This is a genomic window from Floridaenema evergladense BLCC-F167 (assembly GCF_041929205.2).
In the GTDB taxonomy this organism is placed as follows: Bacteria; Cyanobacteriota; Cyanobacteriia; order Cyanobacteriales; family Aerosakkonemataceae; genus Floridanema; species Floridanema evergladense.
The window spans coordinates 6,245,345-6,260,079 of sequence record NZ_CM171625.1 but is presented as its reverse complement, the minus strand read 5'-3'; the positions used below and the strand labels follow the sequence as shown (position 1 = coordinate 6,260,079).

The 14,735-nt window shown below is 38.3% G+C and carries 12 protein-coding genes; 4 read left to right on the top strand and 8 right to left on the bottom strand.

What is annotated here, in order from left to right; genetic code table 11:
* Positions 1–29: 29 nt before the first annotated feature.
* Entirely contained in the window at positions 30–962 is a 933-nt protein-coding gene (locus ACE1CA_RS29820) for a WG repeat-containing protein (RefSeq protein WP_413279593.1), read from the bottom strand.
* A gap of 142 nt (positions 963–1,104) precedes the next feature.
* On the bottom strand, positions 1,105–2,169 hold the full coding sequence (locus tag ACE1CA_RS29815; RefSeq protein ID WP_413279594.1) for a WG repeat-containing protein: 1,065 nt from the start codon (positions 2,167–2,169) through the stop codon (positions 1,105–1,107).
* Between the two features lie 404 nt (positions 2,170–2,573).
* On the opposite strand from ACE1CA_RS29815, the gene ACE1CA_RS29810 reads away from it, so the two are divergent.
* Positions 2,574–2,876 carry a hypothetical protein gene (locus ACE1CA_RS29810; protein WP_413279595.1) on the top strand — a complete coding sequence of 101 codons (303 nt, stop codon included), beginning with the start codon at positions 2,574–2,576 and terminating at the stop codon, positions 2,874–2,876.
* Positions 2,877–2,949: 73 nt separating this feature from the next.
* Here ACE1CA_RS29810 and ACE1CA_RS29805 read toward each other — a convergent pair whose 3' ends face one another.
* From ACE1CA_RS29805 to ACE1CA_RS29790, 4 genes are all read right to left on the bottom strand, one after another.
* Complete coding sequence (locus ACE1CA_RS29805; RefSeq protein WP_413279596.1) at positions 2,950–3,273, bottom strand: hypothetical protein; 324 nt, start codon at positions 3,271–3,273, stop codon at positions 2,950–2,952.
* 194 nt (positions 3,274–3,467) lie between these two features.
* Entirely contained in the window at positions 3,468–4,814 is a 1,347-nt protein-coding gene (locus tag ACE1CA_RS29800; RefSeq protein ID WP_413279597.1) for a (Fe-S)-binding protein, read from the bottom strand.
* Positions 4,815–4,859: 45 nt separating this feature from the next.
* On the bottom strand, positions 4,860–6,179 hold the full coding sequence (locus ACE1CA_RS29795; RefSeq protein ID WP_413279598.1) for an FAD-binding oxidoreductase: 1,320 nt from the start codon (positions 6,177–6,179) through the stop codon (positions 4,860–4,862).
* 200 nt (positions 6,180–6,379) lie between these two features.
* On the bottom strand, positions 6,380–7,255 hold the full coding sequence (locus tag ACE1CA_RS29790; protein ID WP_413279599.1) for an Rpn family recombination-promoting nuclease/putative transposase: 876 nt from the start codon (positions 7,253–7,255) through the stop codon (positions 6,380–6,382).
* A 330-nt stretch (positions 7,256–7,585) separates the two neighbouring features.
* Here ACE1CA_RS29790 and ACE1CA_RS29785 point away from each other — a divergent pair, with 330 nt between their 5' ends.
* The 3 genes from ACE1CA_RS29785 to ACE1CA_RS29775 all read left to right on the top strand — a co-directional run bounded on the left by ACE1CA_RS29785 (position 7,586) and on the right by ACE1CA_RS29775 (position 10,799).
* On the top strand, positions 7,586–8,557 hold the full coding sequence (locus ACE1CA_RS29785) for a glycosyltransferase family 2 protein (RefSeq protein ID WP_413279600.1): 972 nt from the start codon (positions 7,586–7,588) through the stop codon (positions 8,555–8,557).
* Between the two features lie 174 nt (positions 8,558–8,731).
* Entirely contained in the window at positions 8,732–10,066 is a 1,335-nt protein-coding gene (locus tag ACE1CA_RS29780) for an alpha/beta hydrolase family protein (protein WP_413279601.1), read from the top strand.
* A gap of 199 nt (positions 10,067–10,265) precedes the next feature.
* Positions 10,266–10,799, top strand: a complete 534-nt coding sequence (locus ACE1CA_RS29775) for an REP-associated tyrosine transposase (RefSeq protein WP_413279602.1) — start codon at positions 10,266–10,268, stop codon at positions 10,797–10,799.
* A gap of 172 nt (positions 10,800–10,971) precedes the next feature.
* Here ACE1CA_RS29775 and glcD read toward each other — a convergent pair whose 3' ends face one another.
* Together glcD and ACE1CA_RS29765 are read right to left on the bottom strand one after the other, a co-directional pair.
* The gene (glcD, locus tag ACE1CA_RS29770; RefSeq protein WP_413279603.1) at positions 10,972–12,444 is read right to left on the bottom strand and encodes a glycolate oxidase subunit GlcD; all 1,473 of its coding nucleotides are present in this window, start codon (positions 12,442–12,444) and stop codon (positions 10,972–10,974) included.
* A 92-nt stretch (positions 12,445–12,536) separates the two neighbouring features.
* Positions 12,537–14,636, bottom strand: coding sequence for a tetratricopeptide repeat protein (locus ACE1CA_RS29765; protein ID WP_413279604.1), 2,100 nt, complete (start codon positions 14,634–14,636; stop codon positions 12,537–12,539).
* Positions 14,637–14,735: the final 99 nt, after the last annotated feature.

Sequence of the window (14,735 nt, the reverse complement as noted above, 5' to 3'; positions counted from 1 at the left end):
TCTATTGGATGAAATAGAGGGAAATTTCATCACTGCTGTTTATTAATATTTTCGACAAATCTACCAGTTTTATCTATATACCCCGATTTATCTCCTAATCTCACTTCTGCCAAACCTCCCGAAAAACTCGCAGCAACATCAAACTGTGGTGGGATGACAAATTTTCCAGTTTTATCTATGTAGCCATTTTTATTATTAATAGATACTCTGGCTAAACCTTCAGAAAATGGATCGGCGCAGCCAAACTGTGGCGTAATTACAATTTTGCCTGTTCTATCCATATAACCGTATTTGCCGCTATTAGGAATATCAGGGTTTTCGTCAATTATTATTTGTACCAATCCCTCGGAAAATGTAAAAGCATGAGCTAAATTTATGGGAATAATTATTTTTCCACTACGGTCAATATAACCGTATTTTCTAGTAGATTTTTGGCTGTTAACAGAGTGACTATGTGCAGATTTTTTCCCGTCTAATCCAACTAATCCCAACCCTTCAGAAAAGTGTTTTGCTTCATCATATTCAGGGGAAATTACTACATTTCCAGTTTTGTCGATGTAACCCCATTTGTTGCCAATTTTAACTGCTGCTAATCCTTCGTTAAATTCTAAGGCATCATCAAATTTTAAACCAATAACTATTTGACCTGTTTCTGATACATAGCCATATTTGTTTTTAATTCTTACCATGCCTAAACCATCAGAAAATTTCCTAGCTTCATCAAATTGAGGAGGAATAACTATTTTACCAGTGCGATCGGCATAACCATATTTTTCATTCTCTTGGATGGGAACTAAAGCACTCTTATTTTGAGGAGTGGGAATAACTGATGGTTCTGGTTTGGCTTCTTGGGTCATATTATGAGTATCTGAAGCCAGTGCTGATGGAGATTTGCCACTAATTATGCTGAAGCAGATAGCTAGAAAAGTTATTAAAAAGATTTTATTTAAATTGAACTTCATTTTAATACACCTAGTTACTTTAATCTGATTATAGTTTAGCCGATCGCAAATGATTGTCAACCTAGCCATACTCATGTGCTTAAATTTACGCTTTTATCAATACAACCTTCCGCGAAAGCTAATTTAGATATCTGTATAATCCTTATTTAGTTGGTTTCCAAACAAATTTACCTGTTTTATCAATATAACCAATTTTACCGTCATTGCTTCCAATGGTTGCCAGTCCATCAGAAAAACCATAGGCTTGATCAAATTGAGGTTTAATAACTATTTTCCCAGCTTTGTCGATAAATCCCCATTTATTACCTATTTTTACAGTTGCTAATCCTTCAGAAAAAACATTAACTTCATCAAATATTGGCTTAATTGCTAAAATTCCTTTTTTATTAGCAAATCCCCATTTAGCACCAACTTTTACTGGTACTAATCCTTCAGAGAATAGGCTCGTGTCATCGAATATAGGCTTAATTACCACTTTTCCTTTTCTGTCAATGAATGCCCATTTCTTGCCAACTTTAATAGAGGCTAAACCTTCAGAAAACAAACTATTATCATCAAATATAATCTTAATAGCTGTTTTTCCTTTTTTATCAATGTGACCCCATTTTTTTCCGATTTTAACTGATGCCAATCCTTCAGAAAAGGGGCTAGTTTCATCATAAATAGGCTGAATTAATACTTGCCCTTTGGGATTGATATAGCCCCATTTATTACCAATTTTGACCGATGCTAATCCTTCGGAAAAGTCTTGTACTTCACTAAATTGAGGTTTAATGACGATTTTTCCTGTCTCGTCAATATAACCCCATTTGGAGCCAGTTTTAATAGCCGCTAAATTTTCTGAAAAGTTGTTTACTTCTTCAAATTGAGGCTTGATAATTATTTTGCCTGTCTGGTCAATGTAACCCCATTTAGAGTTTATACTGATTGGTGCTAAACCTTCTGAGAAACTGAATGTTAAATCGTATTGAGGTTGAATTAAAATTTTACCTGTACGATCGATAAAGCCTTCTTTACCATTTTTAGTGATAGAAAAAAGTGGTTTTTCAGGTTGCTGAAGCTGCGTTTGTGAGCCAGAATTAACTGCTTGTGTTTGCTTTTCAGTAGCAGCTAATTCATCAATTTCTTTTTTTGGGCTACAGGATATTAAACTTATATGAGCAAGACAGAGGAAAAGCAAAATTGATTGGTTAATTTTTTTGTTCATTGTTAGGAAAAGAAAATTGCTAAGAATTGGCTTAAAGTAGAAAATTTGTATGTTTTGAATTACTAAAAATTAGCTTAGTAGAAAATGTAATAGCTAGAGTTTACTATGAATTTTGGGCTCTCCCGTACTTGTGGTGGAAAACCCTGGTTTTAGGGACTGGGGACTGGGGACTAGGGACTGGGAAACCTTGTGGAGTAAGCACTTGGCTAATTAATTAGGTTTACTTATCACCATGATTACGGGAGAGCCGGATTTTGTTGCATGATTCTTCTTTTAACCAGAAATTCATCTATATTATTTGTTGACGATCGCAAAAGGAATTTTTCAAATTCGAGTGTTTTTACTATGTTCGATCGCTTTCTTTCCATGTTAATACCGTAAAAGTTCTTCTATGTCAATCAAAAATGCTTGTCCAAAGTCGATCGCTTGATACTTTAGATTACAGAACAATTGTACTAACAGAAGATAGAAAAGCTTTAAGTTACGAAGTCGTCAGAAGATTTGCAGAAGCGACAGAGGCGGTAGAATGCTTTTGGAGGATTAGCGATCGATCTTTTTCTGGTTGTGTAGCAGAAGTTTGGTTTAACGAGTTGCCAATAGCCGGAGAATTTGCGCGGGTGTGTGGCGATCGAACTGGTGTTAATTGTAAGCTGCGAGTAACTTCCGAAGGCCCAGCTAAATTTTACGTGACTGTACCTTGTTTGTAAATATAGAAAAGTCTCTATATTGTAGGGTGCGTTAGCTTTAGCGTAACGCACCATCACCCATCTTTAGTGTCGTTTAAAAAGGAGGTAATAAACCTGTGTTTGCTATGATTCCTTGCATAGCAGCTTGTTTAGCAACCTGAAAAGCTACTTCAGCATATCGATCGATAAAATCAAATTCAGGTTTAGAAGCATGAAAAGGTCTAATCCCAAGTGATTCTACTTTATATTTTTGCTCAAGTTTCCATCCATTTGGAATACAGGTTAAACTCAGTTCTGAAGCATCAATATTTTTAATCCAAAATTCATTACTAAACAAAGGAGGGTTATCATAAAGAGCTACTTTTAATCTACCTGTTTGGCTACAGATAAAAAATTTTATCTCATGTACATAAGCCATGTTTTCACCTTCTATTTTTAGAAATCTTGTATGGTGGACATAGCTAAAGTTTAAGAAGTTTAAAAAGTACCGACAACAGTATATTTTCGGAATTTCCTAAACTCAACTGCTGGCAAAGTCAATTCGGTCTGAATTTATTTGCAATTCAAAACCCAGAAATGACGAATTTTGCCAGCAATTCACTGCTTACCAATTTATGCGTCGATTTTTACACCTCGAATTGAGTAATCTAATAATTCGATCGGGTGCATAATCGGAATTTCCTTTCCTTGAATCTGCAAATGTTTACTAATTTGCAAACTACAACCAGGATTCGCAGAAGCAATTAAACGCGCCCCAGTATTCAACAAATTAGTAACTTTTTGTTCTCCCAATTCTTCTGCTACTTCTGGTTGCAGCATATTATAAACACCTGCACTACCACAACATAAAGCAGCATCTATTGGTTCGCGCAATTTCACCCCAGGAATTTGCTTTAATAATTGACGAGGTTGGATACTAATTTTTTGACCATGTAACAAGTGACAAGCATCTTGATAAACCATTATTAACTCATTATCACTAATCGGTGAAAGTGGCGCTTTTAATCCCACTTCTGCCAAAAATTCTTGAGCATCTTTCACCTTAGCTGCAAATGCTTTTGCCTTGTCCCGATAGTTACGATCGTCTGCCAAAATATGACCGTACTCTTTCAAAGTGTGACCGCAACCAGCCGCATTAATAATGATAAAATCAACGCCAGTTTCAGCAAAACTGTCAATCATTTGTCGCGCCAAACTTTGCGCTTGTTCCCTTTGTCCTTGGTGTTCCGGTAAAGCAGCACAACAACCTTGACTTTTAGGAATAACAACCTCGCAACCGTTAGCAGTTAAAACTCTTACAGTTGCTTCATTTACCTTAGAGAAAAACAGTCGTTGTACACAACCCAAAATCACCCCTACCCGATACCTTTTTTCCCCTTTTGCTGGGATAACTTCCGGTAAAGTATCGACAAAAGATTTAGCAGTTACATTAGGCAAAAGAGATTCCATCGCCCCTAAACGAGGCGAGATTTTTTTCAGTAATCCAGTAGCGCGGAAAAACTTAGGAAATCCCAACTTTTGATACACCAATAAAGGTGCTAACAAAACCCGTAATCTTTGCGGATAAGGAAACAAATTAAAAATCAATTTTCTATACAGAGTATCCGGCAAACTCCGCGAATAATTTCTTTCAATTTGCGGACGAGTTGCGGCAATTAACTTGTCATATTGTACCCCGGAAGGACAAGTAGTAACACAAGCCAAACAACCCAAACAACTATCAAAATGCTGTACCGTTCCTTCAGCAAGAGGTGCTTCTCCCTCATTAATCGCATCCATTAAATAAATGCGTCCTCTAGGAGAATCCATCTCCTTACCAATCACGCGATAACTCGGACAAGTGGAAAGACAAAAACCACAATGTACACAAGTATCAATTAACTTTGGATTAGGCGGATTCTTCGGATCAAACCCACTCAAATCTTCATTATTTGTTGCTGGTTTCTCAGAAATCTGCATCTTCTCTTCCTTCGCGCTCTTCGCGTCTTCGCGGTTTAATTAAAACTAAATCCCTGCCACAAACCGATGAGGACTAAAAATATTATCAGGGTCAAACTGCTGCTTAATTTTTCGCATTACATCAAAAGCATTGCCACTGTAACCCCAAACATCCAACTGTTTTTTCCAAGCTAAAGGTGCTTCTAAAACCGTGAGAAAACCGCTATTTGATTGACATAAATTTCTCATTTGTAAAATTGTTTGTGATGACAAGTTTGCACTATCAAATTTTAACAATCCTAACCCATTACTAGCATGAATCAATCCCATACTTCCAGGGGCAAGTTTATCCAGTTGAGTTAGGGTGGTGACAGCAGCAGTGGGTAATACTCCTATTTTGCAGGCGATCGCCAACTCTGCACCAACTTCCCACATAGAATCTTGTAATCCTTGCCATAGATTAACTTCATCATTAGCCGAAATTTGGCTACCTGACAAACCCAACTTTTCCCCTACTTCTAAAAGACGGTTTGATTGCTCTTTAACACTTTCCATTACACTTTGAAATCGAGCAATTAAACCCAGACCTTTACCCAATCCCAACTTATTGACTAATTCAGTAGATAATAAATCAATTGCGATCGGAGTTAAAGCCGAAGCCAGCAAAATTTTATTAGCTTCCGCAATCGCATCTGCTGCACCAATTAACGCTACAGTTTGGGAAGCTTCCGACATTGGATAAAGTCGAAAAGTGACTTGACTAATAATTCCTAAAGTGCCAAAAGAACCCGTAAATAACTTCATTAAATCGTATCCGGCAACATTTTTTACTACTCTGCCGCCAGCTTTGGCAATTTTGCCATCATAACGAACAAAAGAAATTCCTAATAACATATCTCGCACGCCGCCATAACGTTGGCGCAGCGAACCAGCATCAGCTGTAGCCACAATTCCGCCGATAGTTGCTGTTTGGGGATAAGCTGGATCTAAAGCGAGAAATTGCTTTTCTTTAGCAACAATTTCTTGAATATCAGCAAATTTTGCTCCAGCTTCTACAGTGAATGTTAAATCTCCGATCGCGTGTTCCACAATTCGATTTAAGCGCTTTGTGCTAACAATTAAATCGATATTTTTCGTTAAACCACCCCAAGTCAGTTTGCTACTATTACCGCAAGCTAAAACCCGCCAATGATTTTTATCAGCACAGGCAATAATTTCGCCTAACTCTTCTTGAGTATTTGGATAAACGATGCAACTAGGAGAAGAATTTTCTGTTACTTTCAGTATTGTTTCTTGTTGGGTTGCTTCTATTTCTTCCCAGGTACAAATTGCGCTTGGGTTAAGGATAGATGTGAGTTGTTGTGCGATCGCAGTTTGAGTTATCAAGTATCAAATCCCCTTTATAGAAATAGTTGTAAATTTTACTACTCTATCAATTATCGTTCACCATTGGACTATTTCTATACACCGAGCAAAGTTGCTATTAATGCAGAGTTTACCCTGGTTTTTGAGTTAACCCAAAGCAAAATTTTGCAAAAAACCGGGTATCTGCTTCATATTATTTTGCGTGGTGGCGATCGGATTTATTAGTGCGCCGCTAACCAAGCCGACAAATCATCCAGACTGCTAAAATCCAGTAACGCCTCACTTAAATCTTCCAATACAGATAGCGGTAAGTTAGATATGCGTCCTCTGAGTTCGTCGGATAACTCTCCAAAGCGGTGCAACAAAATACGAACAACTAAATTAGCAGCTTCTTGCTGTCGTCCTTCCAGTTGTCCTTCAATTCGTCCTTCAATTCGTCCTTCTTCTTTGGCTTCCCGATAAACTCTACTTTCTTCCAATCGCATTCCCAGCATGGCTTCTACCTCCTGACGACTTAGATTAGTAAACTTGTAAACGATTATGGTGGCGATCGTATTTATTATGGCGCGACTTGCCTCTGGTTCGCTGACTTCTTGTTGGGCACGTTCGAGTAAATGCCTTGCCTCTACTGGTGCTTGTTCTTCAGAGACAATTGTGAGTACCATCAAAGCTATCCCTAACGGTAACTCTCGAATCCCACCTAACTCGTTCAGATACACTCGATGCACTTGATCGGAGTTTAGCAGCGATCGATAAGGATGAGAATCGCTTTGTTCCATACTGCGTGTCGGATAAATCACTACCGCTTGCCAATCCGAATAACGCTCTCGATTGCGGTAAAAATAGAGAAATGCTTCCCCGAATAAACGTTCGTATAATCGTTCGTCTTTCTGAAACTGAACTTCGCAGAAGTAGACGATTCCTGTACTATCAGTTTCCGGTGGCAGAAATACACCATCAATCTCAAATTTTGGTTCTTTAACTGCTACCGAGTCAAAGCGATACCTGCTGGCATTAGCTGGGGGAGTTGCCAGTAAGTCGAATAACAGAGTAGGTGATTGCTGGAAGAGTTTGTAAAAGATTGAGTCTCGCCGCATGAATCAGGTTGTAGCGGATAAATCAAGTCAATTGTACTGTTTAATACTACCGTTTTTACGCTTCGGTAATAGTTAAAATTTATGGTTGGGAAATTGGGACTTACTAAATGGGGAATTTCTAATCAAATTAAGTTAATTTTACGTCAGAGTTACAGTTTTATAATCTTGGCAATTTGCCAGAAAAGCTATTAGTAAGAAATTTACTATTCAAATTAAAGGGAGAAAGAAAATCCAAGATATGTTCATACTTAATGGGATTAATCCGTCTTCAGACAGAGGAAACAGCCAGAGCGAAGCAGTATTCTTTAAATTAATTTCAAGGTCTTGAAAATGGCTGAAACAATTGCTGCTGTGGTTGTAACGTATAACCGCAAACATCTGTTGGTTGAATGTCTGGATGCACTAATTTCTGGAACCAGATTATTAGACAAGATTATTATTATTGATAATGGTTCTACAGATAAAACTTTTAATTTACTACAAGAAAAAGGTTACTTAGAAAAATCTTGCATTGATTACATTTTATTGCCAGAAAACACTGGTGGTGCTGGGGGGTTTTATGAAGGCGTAAAATATGGTTACGAAGCAGGTTACGATTGGTTATGGCTAATGGATGATGATGCTGAACCTAAACTAAATGCTTTAGAAAAGTTATGCGAACATTTATCTGAACCAAATGTAAGTGCCTTATCAAATTTAAAGATCGATCCCAAAGAAAAGATTGCCTCTACCCATTTAGGATTTGTTAATTCTCTTTATGATTCTGATTTTGAAGCGGAAATTTTTAGAGAAGTAAAATATAGTGATATTCAAGATTATCAAACAATAGAACTAAGCTTTACTTCTTTTGTTGGACTGTTAGTTAAAAGAAATGCGATCGAGCAAATAGGCTTTCCCAAAAAAGAGTTTTTCATCCATTTCGATGATATAGAATATAGTTTTAGATTAATGTTAGCCGGGAGAATTTTACTGGTGACAGACAGTATTATTCTTCATAAAGAAGCTACGGCTAAATCAGCCATTACCAAAAACTTTTTCGGAAAAACTTTTTACAGACCTGCTTACGAAAAGCTTTGGTTATCATATTATGGAACTAGAAATGGAGTCTGGCTAAGAAAGTCCAATTACTCAACAGCCAAATTTTACCTGAGACTGCTTAAGAATTATTCCCGTTCCATAATAGCTATACTTTTGTTTGACGATCGCAAGTTAAAACGCCTTCGTTTTTTAACCGAAGCGTATCGAGATGGCATCAATGGAAACTTTGATAACCTTAAGCCAAAAACTCTTTTATACAGATAAGCGAAATAGTTAAACCAGTCAATTCATTAACCTTTTAATAAACCTAAAAAGCCAGGATAAATAATATGCACGTAAAAGAATGGCAAAATGCTGCTAAATATCTGACATCTACTATGTTTTGGCAAGAATATCTTCAAGTAAACAAATAAAAAACACCATATAGGAATTATTAATATGGTTCAGGTCAATTTTAATATTTGGGGTAATGGTTCGATCGACCTTTCCGGGCAAATCGATCGCAACTCGCAGACTTATATCATCGTACATGGCTGGAACAACACGGGTGGCAATGCTGCTAACAATTACCAGCCAACTGATTGGATGACTAATCATGCCCAAACCCTTCGCCAGCGGGAGTCCAACGCTAATATAATTCTGGTGGACTGGGAAGATGGAGCGCGTAATCCCTTCTATTTCCCCTCTGCTAACAGAACGAAGGATGTTGGCAATCAAGTAGCTGCTTACTTGAGAAATATCAGCGTAGATCCTGACTACACAAGTCTAATCGGACACAGCCTGGGGGCGCAGATCGCTGGATTTAGTGGTGCTACCTATCTTCAATCTACCGGGTGCTCTATCTCGCAAATTGTGGGATTAGATGCTGCTGGGCCTGCATTTGAGGGCAGGGGTGCAAGCGATCGCCTAGATCCAACTGATGCGGCTCGTGTTGTTAGTTTCCATACCAGTTTTATCTTGGGCTATGACGATCCTTTGGCTACTCTGGATGTCTACCCAAACCGGAACGACTTGTTTCAACCCGGACAGAGGAGTTTTATCGGCAATCATGGCTATGCTAATACTCTGTTTACAGAATTGCTCGAAGGCAACAGCTTTACCCAGTCCAACGGCTTTCTGTTAAACCTAAACACGGTAGTCAATGCGGGATTTGTTGGGGTTAACAATGTCAACACTAGAAACAATAAAGTTGTCGTGGCTCTCAACTTGTCGGGCACTCTCAACAACGATAATCTCGCAGGTGGCGCTGCTGACGACAACATTAGTGGCGGCGCGGGAAATGACAAAATTAGTGGTGGCGATGGCAATGATTCCCTGTTTGGCGATAGCAACACCGATCTCATTAATGGCGGACGTGGTAATGATTTTATCTTCGGTGGTACTGGTGGCGATCGCTTATTTGGCGATGATGGCAACGACTTGCTCACAGGAGCAGATGCAGTAGTAGACAGAGGTTTTGGGGAGATCGATCGCTTAACTGGTGGCAATGGACGCGATCGCTTTGTGCTCGGAGTTACACAGGAAGTCTTTTACAGCGACAACGATCCGAACACGAATAGCATCAGCGATTATGCTCTAATTGCTGACTTTAATATCTTGGAAGACACAATCCAACTGTCCGGTTCCACGTCGAGATATACTTTGGGAGCCTCACCTATGGATTTAGCAGTGGGTACAGCCATTTTTCTCAATGAAACTAGTTTGGAACTGATTGCGATCGTACAAGGTGCGATCGACCTCAATCTCAGCGCCACCTACTTCGTAAATGTCTAAAAACGTAATTCAGTAGAAAGCATAATTATTCTTCAAAAACTTGACTTTCCCACTCTCAAAAGCCAGGTAATAAGTATATAGCATGAGTGGATCTACTGTTTTCTAATATTTTCCCCATAGCTATTATTTCCTCATTACCAGGCTCAGCCTGGTAATGCTGTTTAAGAGGCTCTGCCTCAATCTAATCAAGCGTAATAAAATGGGACGCAGCCGTTATCGGGTAATAGGGAATCAACCGCACTTTTTAACCTGTACAGTAGTCAATTGGATACCCCTATTCAGTAAAGTAGAACTAGCAGAAATTGTGCTGAATTCATTAACTTTTCTGCAACGTCAACAACGCCTAATATTGTACAGTTATGTATTGATGGAAAACCATCTCCATTTGATTGCGTCGGCGGCAAGTTTATCAAAGAAAATCGGAAATTTTAAATCCTTTACGGCAAGATCGATCGTTGATTTACTTACACTAAACCAGTCCAAACATATTCTTGCCCAACTCCAATTTTATAAGCTCAAACACAAAACGGATCAACAATATCAAGTCTGGCAAGAGGGATTTCATCCCCAAGCTATTTTGAATGAAGAAATGTTCACACAAAAATTGAATTATATTCACAGTAATCCGGTTCGTCGTGGTTATGTGGATGATCCTGCTCATTGGCGCTATTCTAGCTACCGCAATTACATAGGTCAACCAGGGTTATTAGAAGTAGAAATCATTGATTTTTAGCGGGTGAGGCAGAGCCTCTAAAAAAGCATTCCCAGGTAGAACCTGGGAACGAGGGGAACGAGGGGAACGAGGGAGAACGAGGCACAAAGGGACGGCTCTCGTTCCAAGCTCTCGCGCTCTCGTTACCAGGCTCAGCCTGGTAACGCAGTTCTAGAGGCTCAGCCTCGCTTTCTCAAAATACCTCGACTTGCTCAAATTTTTTCTCGGTTTGAGCGCGTGCTGCTTCTCCGCAAGTGCGAGGCGTGGGGAAAATTTTCCCAGGATTTGCTAAATCTTTGGGATTAAAAACTTGCCTTATCCATTGCATAGTTTCTAAATCTATTTCTGTAAACATTGCTGGCATATAGCATTTTTTATCTGCACCAATGCCATGTTCGCCGGAAAGACTACCGCCAACTTTTACACAAAGCTTGAGAATATCTCCTCCCAATTCTTCAACTTTTTCTAATGCTCCCGGCACTGATTTATCATAAAGAACTAATGGGTGTAAATTCCCATCTCCTGCGTGAAATACATTAGCAATTCGATAGCCATACTTGTCACTCAAGGCTTCAATCTCTCGCAAAATGTAAGGCAGTTGAGTGCGTGGAATTACGCCATCTTGCACGTAATAATCAGGACTTATATGACCTGCTGCGGCGAATGCTGCTTTACGTCCTTTCCAGAATTTTAATCTTGTTTCGGGGTCATTCGCTGTAGTAATATTACGTGCGCCATTCTTTTGACAAATTTCGGCAATGCGTTTTTTATTAGTAGCAACTTCTACTTCTAATCCATCTATTTCTACTAACAAGATAGCCACTGCATCGCGAGGATAACATCCAGTAGCGACTACATCTTCTACAGCATTAATGCTCAAGTTATCCATGATTTCCATGCCAGCAGGAATAATTCCGGCACTGATAATATCAGACACAGCTGCACCACAGGCTTCTATGTTGGTAAAGTCTGCCAAAAGTACACAAATTGATTCGGCTGTTTTGAGTATTTTTAAAGTAATTTCTGTGGCAATACCCAGAGTGCCTTCTGAACCAACAAATAATCCTGTTAAATCATAACCAGGCATTTCGGGAACTAAACTTCCAGTATCAACAATTGAGCCGTCGGGAAGGACTAATTTTAATCCTAAAACATGGTTAGTTGTGACTCCATATTTTAAGGAATGAACGCCTCCAGAATTTTCGGCTACATTGCCACCTATTGAGCAAATAATTTGGCTGGAAGGGTCTGGTGCGTAATAAAATCCTGCGCCGCTAACTGCTTGAGTTACCCAGTTATTAATTACTCCTGGTTGCACTACAACTCGCTGATTTTCTAAATCTATTTCTAAGATTTTATTCATTAAGGCGGTAACAATTAGGACGCTATTTTCTATTGGTAATGCACCGCCAGAAAGTCCGGTTCCTGCTCCTCTGGCTACCCAAGTAATTTGATTTCGATCGCAAATTTTTACTAATGCTGCTACTTGTTCGGTGGTGCGTGGTAGGACTACTACAGCTGGTCTTTGGCGATAGCTGGTGAGTCCATCACATTCATAAGTTAGTAGTTCTTCTCGACGCTGTACTACGTTTTTTTCGCCAACAATGGCGGCAAATTGTTTAATAATTGGTTGCCAATTTATTGGGGATTTTTCTTGGGTAATCATGGGGATAAAAGTAGCGGTGGATGGATTTGGTGTTAACTGTCTTAGAATTATTGTGCAAAATTTATGGCTAAAAGGAAAGTATTACAGATGATTTAACGTCCTAATTTTTTTTGTAGGCGCTTGCGTTTGGCAATTGCTTCTTGATTAGCAGGCCAAATTTGGATGGTTTTATTGTAAGATTCGATCGCTTCCTCTAGTTTCTGCTTTTTCTCTAAAATCAATCCGCGATGATACCAAGCTTCAGCATAATCTGGTTTAATTTGTGTGGCTTTATCTAATGATACGATCGCTTCGTTTTCATTATTTATCTGAGACAAAATTACTCCTCGCTCATACCAAGCTTCGGCATTATCTGATTTAATTTGGATGGCTTTATCTAAAGATGCGATCGCTTCATCATACCTTTTCAATTTTCCTAAAATATCGCCTCTTTGTTGCCAAGCTTCCGCCGAGCCTGAATTAATTTTTAAAGCTTTATCTAAAGAAATCAGTGCTTCTTCTTTCTGGTTTAATTTACCTAGTGTTGCTCCATGTTCTATCCAAGCATCTGCGTAATTTATTTCGATTTCTAATGCTTTATTTAAGGCTGTCAATGCTTTTTTAGGCTGATTTATTTGATTTAAAACCACACCTAATTTATACCAAGCTTGGCGATAATCTGGTTTTATTTCTGTAGCTTTATTTAAAGAAATATAAGCTTCTTTATAATTTTTTTCTTGAATTTGCATCTCTCCTAGATTATACAGAGATTCAGCATTATTAGGTTGAATTTCAATAGCTTTAATTAAAGATTCCTGGGCAAGTTCGTGGCGATTTAATTTTTCTAATGCCAAGCCTCTTTCATACCAAGCTTGAGAATACTCCGATCTAATTTTCAAAGCTTCTTCGTATGATTTTTGGGCTTCTTCATATTTCTGCAATTTACTCAACGCTTGACCTCGCCTTAACCAAGCTTCGGCAGATTTGCTATCAATTTGTAATGCTTGGTCTAAACTAGTAATTGCTTCTTCATAGCGCTGTAATTCTATTAAAGTTTTTCCCTGTTCTAGGAGTTTTACAGCTTGGTTGTTTGGCGATACAACGGGAGGTGTAACAGTTGTTGTTGGTGGCAGGACTACTGAATTTTCATTGTACATATTCCAGAATTTAGCAATACCAAAACTTATGCCTGCTGTCAACAAAATAATCAATAAATAAGAATAATTTTTAAAATAACTATGTTGACTTTCTGCTGATTTTAATATTTTTGTATTATAGTTAGTATAATTTTTTAATTTCTCTAAATCGCAAAGTATTTCTTTAGCTGATTGATAACGATCTCTAAAATGCGATCGTACCATTTTTTCTAAAATTACTGCTAATTCATTACTAATTGATGCGTGTTCGCGCCAAATCATCTCTCCCGTTTCTACATCTTCTTCAAATTCTTCCGGTGATATTTTAGTTAATAATTGAATCGCCGTTACTCCTATAGCATAAATATCACTATTAAACCTTGGTTTCCCTTTTAATTGTTCGCTTGGCATATACCCAGAAGAACCAATTAATATAGTGCCTGTTATTTGTTCTCCAGAATGTAATACCAAACTTCTAATTTCCTTAACTGCTCCGAAGTCAATTAAAACTATTTTGCCATCTTTCTGCCGTCTAATTAAATTTGAAGGCTTAATATCGCGATGAATTACATCTTGTTCGTGTACGAAAGCTAAAGTTTGTAAAACATCCTGCAAAAAAGCAATTAATTGAGATTCACTCAACTTTTTACCAGTAATTAATTCTTGACCAAAATCTTCTCCTTCAATATACTCTTGCACTAAATAAAATTCTTGATTTTCTTCAAAATGTGCATACAGTTGAGGAATTTGCTCGTGTTTTCCCAATCGGTAAAGCACCTGTGCTTCTGTGTCGAACAAACGCCTAACGGTTCGTAAAATTGCCGGATCTGAGTCGTTTGACTTTAGCTGTTTAACAACACACAGAGGTTGTCCAGGGAGATCGAGATCTTGGGCTACAAATGTTGTTGAAAACCCCCCGCTTCCTAACTGGCGAATAATTTGGTAGCGTCCACGTAGCGTTTTTCCAAGCATTGGGTCTTTGCTATTTAGCAGCACTGATACTGCATTCTTACCCTGATTTTGACACATGGCGACACCATATTCAGCACAACTATTGGGGAATTTTTTTGCTGCCATTGAACTCATGTTCGTTTACAAAAACACTTTCAGGAAAATTTCGTGCTTGACTACGGTTCTTTTACGCTTCAGGTAAAAATTGATTAACTAAAGAATTTG

Excerpts from the sequence above, each read along its gene's own strand:
- ACE1CA_RS29780 (WP_413279601.1), top strand. The coding sequence starts at position 8,732 with ATGGTTCAGGTCAATTTTAATATTTGGGGTAATGGTTCGATCGACCTT.
- ACE1CA_RS29790 (WP_413279599.1), bottom strand. The coding sequence starts at position 7,255 with ATGCGGCGAGACTCAATCTTTTACAAACTCTTCCAGCAATCACCTACT.
- ACE1CA_RS29815 (WP_413279594.1), bottom strand. The coding sequence starts at position 2,169 with ATGAACAAAAAAATTAACCAATCAATTTTGCTTTTCCTCTGTCTTGCT.
- glcD (WP_413279603.1), bottom strand. The coding sequence starts at position 12,444 with ATGATTACCCAAGAAAAATCCCCAATAAATTGGCAACCAATTATTAAA.
- ACE1CA_RS29805 (WP_413279596.1), bottom strand. The coding sequence starts at position 3,273 with ATGGCTTATGTACATGAGATAAAATTTTTTATCTGTAGCCAAACAGGT.
- ACE1CA_RS29810 (WP_413279595.1), top strand. The coding sequence starts at position 2,574 with ATGCTTGTCCAAAGTCGATCGCTTGATACTTTAGATTACAGAACAATT.
- ACE1CA_RS29820 (WP_413279593.1), bottom strand. The coding sequence starts at position 962 with ATGAAGTTCAATTTAAATAAAATCTTTTTAATAACTTTTCTAGCTATC.
- ACE1CA_RS29785 (WP_413279600.1), top strand. The coding sequence starts at position 7,586 with ATGGCTGAAACAATTGCTGCTGTGGTTGTAACGTATAACCGCAAACAT.
- ACE1CA_RS29800 (WP_413279597.1), bottom strand. The coding sequence starts at position 4,814 with ATGCAGATTTCTGAGAAACCAGCAACAAATAATGAAGATTTGAGTGGG.
- ACE1CA_RS29775 (WP_413279602.1), top strand. The coding sequence starts at position 10,266 with ATGGGACGCAGCCGTTATCGGGTAATAGGGAATCAACCGCACTTTTTA.
- ACE1CA_RS29765 (WP_413279604.1), bottom strand. The coding sequence starts at position 14,636 with ATGGCAGCAAAAAAATTCCCCAATAGTTGTGCTGAATATGGTGTCGCC.